A 10,222-nucleotide genomic window follows, 5' to 3' on the forward strand; every position below is an offset into this window, starting at 1 on the left:
GGTATGTTTTGGGGAGGAAGAAATATGAAGACCATCAAAGGCCCGGCTTTGTTTCTGGCGCAGTTCGCCGGGGATGAAGCACCTTTCAATTCATGGGACGCTATCACCAAGTGGGCTGCGGACTGCGGCTATAAGGGGGTGCAGGTTCCCAGTTGGGATGGTCGTCTGTTCGACCTGGAAACTGCAGCGTCCAGTGCCACCTACTGCGATGAATTCAAGGGCAAGGCCAAAGAGAACGGCGTAGAAGTCACTGAATTGTCGACGCACCTGCAGGGTCAGTTGGTGGCGGTGCATCCAGCCTATGATACAGCCTTCGATGGGTTCGCGGCGGAAAGCGTCAGGGGAAATCCCACAGCACGGCAGGAATGGGCCGTAGATCAGGTTAAAAAGGCGCTTTCGGCCTCTAGGAACCTTGGTATTTCAGCGCATGCAACCTTTTCTGGCGCTTTGGCGTGGCCGTATGTCTATCCGTGGCCGCAACGCCCGGCAGGTCTTGTCGAAACAGCGTTTGACGAGCTTGCTCGCCGCTGGGTGCCCATCCTTGATCACGCCGATGAGTGCGGAGTGGACTTATGCTATGAGATTCATCCGGGCGAAGATCTGCATGACGGCATAACCTACGAGATGTTCCTTGAACGGACTGGCAACCACGCCAGAGCGTGCATGTTGTACGACCCCTCGCACTATGTGCTGCAATGCCTCGATTATCTGGACAATATCGACATCTACAAAGACCGGATACGCATGTTCCACGTCAAGGACGCAGAGTTTAATCCGACCGGTCGCCAAGGCGTGTATTCAGGGTATCAAAGTTGGGTGGACCGGGCAGGTCGTTTCCGGTCGCTTGGGGACGGTCAGGTGGAATTCGGGGCGGTGTTCTCAAAGATGGCGGCGAACGACTTTGACGGTTGGGCTGTGGTTGAATGGGAATGTTGCCTCAAACACCCTGAGGATGGTGCCCGTGAAGGTGCTCAGTTTGTATCGGACCACATCATACGCGTGACTGAAAAAGCCTTTGACGACTTCGCGGACGGAGGAACCGACGAAGCGGCCAACAGAAAAATGCTGGGGATAGAGTGATGGTGACCGGACGCAACGAAGACACCTCGGGCCGCATTCGTCTTGGCATGGTTGGCGGCGGAAACGATGCTTTCATTGGTGGGGTGCATCGCATCGCCGCACGGCTTGACGACAAATTTGAACTGGTCGCAGGCGCGTTGTCATCGACGCCTGAAAAATCTCGTGCCAGCGGTGAGGCGCTGGGCCTTGCGCGGGTGTACGAAGATTTCAAGCAGATGGCTATCAAGGAAGCGCGTCTGAAGTCCGGGATCGAAGCTGTGTCGATCGTTACCCCCAATCATGTTCACTATGCGGCCGCGCGAGAATTCCTGAAGCGCGGTATTCACGTGATCTGCGACAAACCCCTGACCTCAACGCTTGGTGACGCGAATAAGCTGGTCAAAGCGGCAGAAAATGCCGATGCCCTGTTCATCCTGACCCACAACTACACCGGTTATCCAATGGTTAGGCAGGCTCGGGATATGATCTCTGCCGGGGATATCGGCAAGATCCGCGTTGTACAGGTCGAGTACCCGCAAGACTGGCTGACCGAACAGCAGGACTTTAAGCAGGCCGAGTGGAGGACCGACCCGGAACGCTCGGGCGCGGGTGGCTCGACCGGCGATATTGGGACGCATGCATACAACCTTGCCTGCTTTGTCACCGGTTTGGAGGCTGAAAGCCTTGCCGCAGACCTGCAAGCCTTTGTGCCGGGACGTCAGGTCGATGACAACGCGCATGTGTTGCTGCGTTTTCGAGGTGGCGGGCGGGGAATGCTCTGGTCATCGCAGGTCGCGCCGGGCAACGAGAACGCCCTGCGATTGCGGGTCTACGGTGAAAAAGGCGGGTTGGAGTGGTCGCAAGAGGATCCGAATTACCTGTGGTTTACGCCCTATGGCGATTCCAAGCGCCTGATTACCCGAAATGGTGCCGGGGCCGGTGACGGCGCAAATCGCCTCAGCAGAATACCTCCGGGGCATCCTGAAGGGTATTTGGAAGGGTTCGCCAACATATATAGCGAGGCCGCCGAAGCGATCCTTGCCTTCCGCAGCGGGCAAAGGCCAGACGCGTCGGTGACTTATCCAACGGTTCAGGATGGGTTGAAGGGCGTCAAATTTGTTGCTGCATGCGTCAACAGTTCCGCGCGAAACGCGGCTTGGGTGAGCCTTGACTGAGCCAAGGCTTGCACGTCTGGGGGCGTTGCTGAAACCGTTCAGCTTGGCAGGATGTTGTGATTGACCCTAAACAGGTTGTCGGGGTCATACCTACCTTTGATCTTTGACAGCTTGTCGCCATTCGCACCGTATGCCCCGGCCATGTGATCCGCTTCGTCCTCGGGCATGAAATTCACATAGGCGCTGCCGGTCGAGTGTGGTTTCATTTTATCATATAGGTCGCGGGCCCAGTCGACACATGCGCCGTCTTTCGTGGGGTCCTCCCACCGGGTATGGACATTCATTATGAAATGCGCCGACCTTTGCGGATAGGCCGTTGCATCCGCATCGACTCTGGCCATTGCGCCTCCGACATGGGCGATGAAAACCTCGCAGGCCGGATCAGGAAGTGTGGCTATTGCGTCAAGCAACCCCTTGATCCCTTCTGACGACAACGTCTCAAAATCATGGCTTTTCCAGTAGTTCCGCGCTCCGGGTGTCAGGAGTGGATCAAAAGCCGCCTGCCAGTCCACGAATTTGTGCGGCGAGATGACATCTACAATCGGCTCTCCCAAGGCGCGCAATCCAGTCATCGCCTTTTCGCCATCCGCCATCGGACCGGCGTAGCAGGCCGCAAAGATCAGAACCTCGCGCCCATGCCATTCTTCTGGCAGGAAGGGTAGAGGCGGAGCTTTTCGCATCACGCTCCAAACTGTAAGCTCGTCCGGCGATCCGTCGGCGATCTTTGCATATTCGGCCAGCAGATCAGGAGCCTTTTCGATCGGATGTACAACCAAGCCAGACAGGACATCCGGCCCTAGTTCGTGAAGTTGGAACTCGAAGGATGTTACGACACCAAAATTGCCGCCGCCACCTCGGATTGCCCAGAACAACTCGGGGTGATTGCTTGCGGATGCAGTGACGATCTCGCCTTCTGCCGTGACCACTTCTGCAGAAATCAAGTTGTCGATCGTCATGCCGAACTTGCGCGTGGTCCAGCCGAAACCGCCACCTAAAGTAAGCCCTGCTATGCCGGTCGTCGAATTGATGCCGGTCGGAACAACAAGACCGTGGGCTTGCGTTTCCCGGTCCACGTCGCCAAGCATTGCCCCCGGCGCGACCCGGGCTGTTTTGGCAATCGGGTCAACGTGAACAGACCGCATGTGGGATAGGTCTAGCATGACCGTTTCGTCGGCAACTGCATGACCGGCAATCTGGTGGCCGCCGGACCTGACTGACATCACCAGCCCGGCGTTGCGAACAAAGTTTACCGCCTTTTGAACGTCGCTGGCCCCCAGGGCGCGGATGACGAAACCGGGGAAACGCTCGACCATGCTGTTCCAGGTTGTTCTGGCTTCGTCGTATTCGCGATCGCCGCGATGATATACCGCCCCCCTGAGTGACGCGCTGAGGGCATCAAGTGCGTCCCGATCAACATTAACCGTTTCGCCGTCCAGAGATTTCAAATCAAACATTGGGCAAGCCTTTCTTGGTCAGAAAAGGCTTCTTGCGTCGCTGCCTCGGCTATCGTTCCATCACCCAAACCCACCTGTTCCCGGTGATGAGGTGACTGCGTATCCTGAATGGTGTCAGCTTGATCCTCAGGCAAAAATGCCGGGGTCTATCCTATCAACCGGCGTAATAACGTCTGCCGGAATGTTCAGCCGTTCAGCCGCTTTCCGCAAACTTTCTTCATCCGGTGCTTCGTAAAGGCAATACGTCTTGCGCTTGTCCGCGCTGAGGAACGAGAAAATCCACTCAATACCTTCTTCGTCGTTGATATTCTTGATCTTGATCCTGTCGTCGTCGGTAATATCAAGCTGTTCAGCGAAATTTCTTTCGATAATGTATCTTGGCATCATGTTCCCCCGGTCATTCTTCAATCGATTAGATGGCAGTTCCTTCAAGTTTTGACCTAAGGGAAACCATACTTAAATTCTGGGCCGTTGCCAACGCTTCCGCTTCCAGTTGAAAAGCCTGTTTCATGTCACAGGCACGTCCACGCCGCCGTAACGCGGCCGCAAACGCTGCTTTGCTGTGTGCAATCCAGGGGGGCGATGCCATGCGCGTGTCGATCTCGATGGCTTTTTCAAACATGCTTTCGGCGGTATCCCAGTCCGAAAGAAGTGCTGCGAGGTTCCCCAAGCGGCGCGCGGCGGCCCCGGTGCATACCGTGGTCGCGCCAGCCGTTATCGTCAGGTCTTCGTAAGGCTTGAGTATGTCAAACAGCGACTCGGCATGTTTCTGGTTGCCAACCGCGACGCTGATATCCGCAAGGTACGACAGCGTTGTCGAGTACATTGCGTCCGGTTGCAGAGAAAATCCATTTTCCGCCATTTCATCAAGAATTCGCTCGGCCGGTTCTTTGTAGCCAAGTTCGGCTGCGATCAGTCCGAATCCTGGCCGCCACGCGACATCGCCAGGACTTTCCGACATAAGGTTTTTGATAACAGGCGCGACTTCGTGCAAGCGACTTTGTTCACGGCGGATCGTGAACATCTGGACCCCAAAGACACCTTCGACGTGTTCGCCATGGGTCTTGCGACCAATTTTGACCGCTTCGGTCGCATGTTTCTCTGCGGCTTCAAAATCTCCATCCATGATGGCGATCATGGCGCGGGCGTGCTTTTGCACCCAGTAAAGCTGTAGGTGGGTGTCCTTCTCGGAAATCTCGGTCAACAACTCAAGCGAGCGGTCCATCAGTTGGCGGTCGGCCATTTCTGCGCCCACAAACAGGCTCAGAGTCCTGTTGCGGCCCTGATCAATGCTGCCCAGCTTTTCAGCAACCTTGTGCATGGCTTCCAGGTTTTCGCGCCAATTTCGGGCCTCGCTTTCTTTTCTGGCCGCAAAAGGTGCGCCAAAGTGCATCATCATGACCGAGAACTGGGATTTGTAGTCACCCAGCTTTGCCGCCAGTTCCATCGCAAGCCGACCGAACTGTGCGCCTTCTTCCAATTGACCCACAAAAATATAGGCCCGAGCAAGCTGGCTCATCAGACGGCAGCGGCGTGTTTCATCTTCGTTCGAAAGAGTTTGCAGCGTCTCCCTGCACAGCCTTATGGCCTCGCTGTGGCGCTCGCTCGACATCATGCATGAGTCTGCAAAATGGTTGGCGGCGTCAGCGGCGAGTTCGTTGTCGCCAATCGCACGCGCAGCGTCCAGCGCATTCTTGAGCGTGGCAATGCCTTCGGGCAATTCGCCCAGACTGTCGTAACTTCTGCCGACAAGGATTTGCCCGACAACCGTTTCACGGCTTTCGTCAGACCCAATTTCCTTTGCCGCCTTCAATGCTTCCTGAGCGTTGACCATGGCCTCTTGGCTGGCGGACCGTGCAAGCGCCATTTCGGTTGCGGTGCGCCATTTGTCGAACGCCGCCGACCAGTCTTCGGCTTCGGACAAATGGCGGGCCACCAACTCTGGCCGGCGCTCAACCTCGGCGGCGCGAAGCTGGTTCAAAGCGCGCGCGACATCCGCGTGTTGCTGTCGCCGCGTTGAGCCAAGCATGGATTGATAGGCAGTGTCGCGGATCAGCGCGTGGCGAAAAACAAAATGCCCCCGATTGTGCCCGCTCTCAAAGATCAGACCGGTGCGGGACAGTTCCTCAAGGCTGGTTTGCACATTCTGCTTGTCGATACCCATCGCGGCACCCAGCAATCCCGGCTCGAACTCGCGGCCGATGACCGAGCCTGTCAAGGCAACCCGCTTGGCCTCGAGGGAAACCGCGTCTAGCCGCGCCATCAAAGCACCTTTCAAGGATGACGGTATTGCAACTTGGCCTTGCTCTCCGGCCTCAAGGATCGTGCGCGTCAGTTCCTCGACGAACAGGGGCACTCCGTCCGTTTTTTCGATGATCAGTGAAATCAGGTCTTCGTCGGGTTCTGTCCCGGATATGTTGCGGATCAGATTTGCGACGTGGGCAGAGTCAAAACGGCGCAGTTGCAGGGTCTGGACATGTGCTTCTGCGTCGCTTCTGCCAAGTTCCCATTCCGGCCGGTGCGTGATCAGGATCATCAAAGGCAGGTCCGCGCAGATCGCCTTGAACCTTTCCAGCAGAGCTTGTGTCGAGGGATCGATCCAATGGGCATCCTCGACACACAGGATTACAGGCCGCACGTTTGACCGTATCTTGACCGTGTTGATCAGGGTTTGGATCGTGAGGTCTCGTTGTTCTTGCGGAGACATTTCAAGCACTTTTCGCGCCAGCGTACTGCGCGGGGCGACCAGCGCTGCGAAGACCGGCAGAACCTCGTCCAAGTCCAGACCGGGGCGCGTTTCCAGTAATTCGCGCACATGTTCCAATATCTGATTGTCGTCAAAGCCGGGTTCGACATGTGCGTCTTGCGAGATGCGTTCCGTCACTGGATGAAACGGGCTGCTGGTCAGGTAGGGAGAGCAGTTCAACCGGATAACATCCGCCTGACCGTCGGCCGCCGTTTCGGCAAGAAACTCTTCTGTCAGTCGGGATTTGCCGATGCCAGCCTCACCCGACAGCAAGACGACCTCTCCTTGTCCGTCCCTGGCCCTTTGCCACGATTGCAGAAGAATACCTTTCTCATAGTCCCGGCCTATCAGGGCGCCGCCGCTTTCGTCCCCGTGGGATGCCCTAAATCGGCTTTCAGCGCTGCGTTCCGCCACGACTTCCAATAGCGTGCGCGGTTGTTCAAATCCCTTGAGAGCAACTTCGCCAAGGGACTTGAACTTGAAAATACGGTGTAGGGCGGCTTCGGTTTCCTCTTGAGGGACTACAACCGTGTTGGGCCTTGCGTGCTCCTGAATCCGTGCTGCAAGGTTCAGGATCGGCCCAGTCATGGCACCTTCTTCATATGTGTTTTCGGTGATCGTGTCGCCCACTACGACGTCACCGCTTGCGATGCCAAGCCGGGCAGAAATATGCTCGCCATCTGGCGTGCGGAGGTCCTGCACGCGTTTGATAGCATCCAGCCCGGCCTTCACCGCGCGAATGGCATGGTCTTCGTAGGCGCGCGGCCAGCCGAAGAACACAAGAAGGCCGTCGCCCAGATATTTTGCTATGTACCCACCGTAACGACTGACAGCTCCTGCGACTGCGTCCTGGTAGTTGAGCAACAAAATCCGCATGTCCTCGGGATCCAGCCGGTTCGTCAATTCGGTCGAGCCGACAAGGTCGGCGAACATCACCGTCAGGTGGCGTCGCTCGGCGACTGGGCTTGCGGTGTCTGACGCCTCTGGCGCAGCCGAGGATCGTTCGGGCGCATCGATAGAAGGGGTATCCAGCGCCTCGGACGCAGCAGAGTCAGCGACGGTCAATTCAGATATCGCGGCCAGCAGAATTTTGCGATGCCCCAGGCTAACGCCAAGTTCCTTCAGGTCTTCCCCGGTCAAAAGTGGCAGGACACGCGCATCCACGTCATTCTGAACGAATGCGTCAACATATTGGTCCAGACCAAGACTATTCAGCCAGTTTTCGATCTCAACTCCCATCATCGGATCATGCGGAGTTGTCGAATACTAATCAAGAAGGTCGAATCTGATTGCCTGTTGGCCGAGTCAACTGCTGCTTTTTGAAGGCCGAAGGTCTACTTCAGTTCAAGCGCAATCTTTTTAGGGGATAATGGTAGCGGAGGAGGGACTTGAACCCCCGACACGCGGATTATGATTCAGTCCGGTTTGCTCCGCACCCCGCCACAGGCTGCCCCAGCCAACCACATTAACTATTTGGCTTTGTTAGGATTAAGGCATGCAGGCGGACACATGCTGTCACAACGCGACACACCCAACCACAGGGTCGTTTGTCACCCATACGCTACCCAGTCCCGAAAGCGGACATTGATGCGCAGCATGGCGAATGACCGCTCCGAGCCCAAAGCGGCCACCCTCAACACCCGTATCACCCGTATCACCCGTATCACCCGTATCACCCGTATCACCCGAAACGGCTGAGGAATAAACCGGGGTACTTCTAGGGTAGTTACCACCCTGTGCCTGTTATTGTTTCATGTTCGGATGAAGTGGCTGGGGTGGTAGGAGTCCTTACTAACCGATGATTGGAACTGGCTTTTTGGCGATGCCTAACCAACTGGGCCGGTTTCGGGGCGTATGGAACCGCTAAAGAGGCCGTTTCCCAGTGTCGCCAAGTGTCTAACTAGACCGCCCGAGCAATTGTCCACTGGCCCTGGCTGGACCGCTGACGCCTGGTTCCGGTTGCTGGCGGGTGGTCGCTGGTGCTGGCGGCTGAATGCGGTGTACAGGCCTGAAGTCGAATTTCAATTCATATTCTGCTATCCTAAAACTCGGAGGACTAGCATGGAGCGTAGGATTGCCGCCGTTCTCGCCGCCGACATGGTTGGGTACTCGCGCCTAATGGAGGCAGACGAGACAGGTACTATTGAGCGGCAAAAAAGACACCGGACCGAACTCATAGACCCCAAAATAGATGCCCACAAAGGCCATATAATTAAATTAACAGGGGACGGCATGATCGCCGAATTTCCCAGTGTCGTAGAGGCGGTTCATTGCGCGGTTTCGATTCAAGAAGCCATGAAAGCCCGAGAAGAACATGTCCCTGAAGATCGTAAAATTCGTTACCGAGTTGCGGTCAATCTAGGCGACATTGTCTTCGACGAGGGGGATATTTACGGAGACGGTGTTAATATCGCGGCCCGACTGGAAGAACTTGCAGCGCCGGGTGGAGTCGTCGTATCCGGCACAGCCTACGATCACCTTAAAGCGAACGTGGAAGTTGGTTACGAAGATCTGGGAGAAAAGAGAGTCAAAAACATTTCCACCCCAGTGAGGGTTTATCGGGTGATACCGGGTGGGAAGCCATTTGTTTCAAACTCCGGAAGTTTTTCGATCAAAGTAGGTATTTCAATGGCTGTCGTTATCCTATTCGCAGCCCTACTGATTTGGCGACCATGGAGATTTGAGTTCGATCCTGCCTCAGTTGACCAAATGGCCCTTCCTCTTCCGGATAAACCTTCACTCGTTGTTCTTCCATTCGACGACTTTAGTGACGATCCACAACACGCATTTTTTGCAGACGGTATGACAGAAGATCTAATTACTGATTTGAGCAAGCTGTCTGGCATTTTCGTTATTTCACGGAATTCTAGTTGGACATATAAAGACAAAGCCGTGAAGTCCCAGCAGGTCGCCGAGGAACTTGGTGTTCAATACATCCTTGAAGGAAGCCTGCGTAGAGCAGGTGATCAGGTTCGCGTGAACGCGCAGTTGATCGACGCCTTGAGCGGTCACCATGTTTGGGCCGACCGTTATGACAGTAATGTTCAGCAGGTTTTTGAACTTCAGGATCAAGTCCTGGAAGAAATAACATCCGCATTGGCGGTTCAATTGACAGCCAAGGAAAAACAGGGATTTGGAACAGCAGAAACTGAACATCCGGAAGCATATGACTTGGTGCTGTACGGGCTTGAACTCCTGCGTAGCGGCAATTCTGATGACACTTTAACCGCGATTTCAAAATTTGAAGACGCAATCGCAATCGACCCCGATTACCACAGGGCTTATGCAGCATTGGCCGCTGCCCATTGGCGAATTGTTCAGAGCGTCTGGTTTCTGGCCATGGGTGGCGGGTTTGAACGGTCTTGGAAGGAAGTGGAACGAAGCCTTGAAAAGGCTATGGAAGACCCATCCGCGCTGGCATATTCGGTTCAGGCAGAAATTCTTGTGGAGCAGGGTCGCCATGGCGAGGCTTACAAGGAATTGGACAAGGCTTTGGCATTGGCGCCAAATGACCCTGATATACATCTTGTAAAAGCGAAGGTCCTGAATGCAACTGGGCGTGCGCCGGAAGCAGAAGCGGCGATCCGGTACGCGTTGCGTTTTGACCCGCTTGAACCAACACGTTACTTGCGCGAACTGGGTGTTTCCCAACTTCACCAAAAAAAATATGAGAACGTCGTGTCAACGATGCGACGCGTACTCAAACGCAATTCTGACATTGTGGCCGATATTACGACGCTGGTATCCGCACTTGGTCACTTGGGGCGGCTGGATGACGTCCCAGATCT

6 protein-coding genes are annotated in these 10,222 nt (G+C 55.5%); 3 read left to right on the forward strand and 3 right to left on the reverse strand.

What is annotated here, in order from left to right; genetic code table 11:
- Positions 1-24: 24 nt before the first annotated feature.
- Together ACR0KS_RS13550 and ACR0KS_RS13555 are read left to right on the forward strand one after the other, a co-directional pair.
- Complete coding sequence (locus ACR0KS_RS13550) at positions 25-1,080, forward strand: sugar phosphate isomerase/epimerase family protein (RefSeq protein WP_170566442.1); 1,056 nt, start codon at positions 25-27, stop codon at positions 1,078-1,080.
- Positions 1,080-2,234, forward strand: a complete 1,155-nt coding sequence (locus ACR0KS_RS13555; protein ID WP_170566445.1) for a Gfo/Idh/MocA family protein — start codon at positions 1,080-1,082, stop codon at positions 2,232-2,234. The genes ACR0KS_RS13550 and ACR0KS_RS13555 overlap by 1 nt, the downstream gene beginning before the upstream one ends.
- Positions 2,235-2,272: 38 nt before the next feature.
- Here ACR0KS_RS13555 and ACR0KS_RS13560 read toward each other — a convergent pair whose 3' ends face one another.
- From ACR0KS_RS13560 to ACR0KS_RS13570, 3 genes are all read right to left on the reverse strand, one after another.
- The gene (locus tag ACR0KS_RS13560; RefSeq protein WP_170566449.1) at positions 2,273-3,688 is read right to left on the reverse strand and encodes an FAD-binding oxidoreductase; all 1,416 of its coding nucleotides are present in this window, start codon (positions 3,686-3,688) and stop codon (positions 2,273-2,275) included.
- Positions 3,689-3,814: 126 nt separating this feature from the next.
- The gene (locus ACR0KS_RS13565) at positions 3,815-4,072 is read right to left on the reverse strand and encodes a DUF4242 domain-containing protein (RefSeq protein WP_170566452.1); all 258 of its coding nucleotides are present in this window, start codon (positions 4,070-4,072) and stop codon (positions 3,815-3,817) included.
- Between the two features lie 28 nt (positions 4,073-4,100).
- Positions 4,101-7,676 (reverse strand): AAA family ATPase, encoded by a 3,576-nt coding sequence (locus ACR0KS_RS13570; RefSeq protein WP_170566455.1) that lies wholly within the window; start codon positions 7,674-7,676, stop codon positions 4,101-4,103.
- Between the two features lie 819 nt (positions 7,677-8,495).
- Between ACR0KS_RS13570 and ACR0KS_RS13575 the strand changes: the two genes are divergently transcribed.
- A partial coding sequence (locus tag ACR0KS_RS13575; protein WP_480693240.1) for an adenylate/guanylate cyclase domain-containing protein occupies positions 8,496-10,222 on the forward strand: 1,727 nt, incomplete at its 3' end.

This window comes from Ruegeria sp. BC7, assembly GCF_056539165.1.

Coding starts and splice junctions, on each gene's coding strand:
- ACR0KS_RS13555 (WP_170566445.1), top strand. CDS start 1,080: ATGGTGACCGGACGCAACGAAGACACCTCGGGCCGCATTCGTCTTGGC.
- ACR0KS_RS13560 (WP_170566449.1), bottom strand. CDS start 3,688: ATGTTTGATTTGAAATCTCTGGACGGCGAAACGGTTAATGTTGATCGG.
- ACR0KS_RS13565 (WP_170566452.1), bottom strand. CDS start 4,072: ATGCCAAGATACATTATCGAAAGAAATTTCGCTGAACAGCTTGATATT.
- ACR0KS_RS13550 (WP_170566442.1), top strand. CDS start 25: ATGAAGACCATCAAAGGCCCGGCTTTGTTTCTGGCGCAGTTCGCCGGG.
- ACR0KS_RS13570 (WP_170566455.1), bottom strand. CDS start 7,676: ATGATGGGAGTTGAGATCGAAAACTGGCTGAATAGTCTTGGTCTGGAC.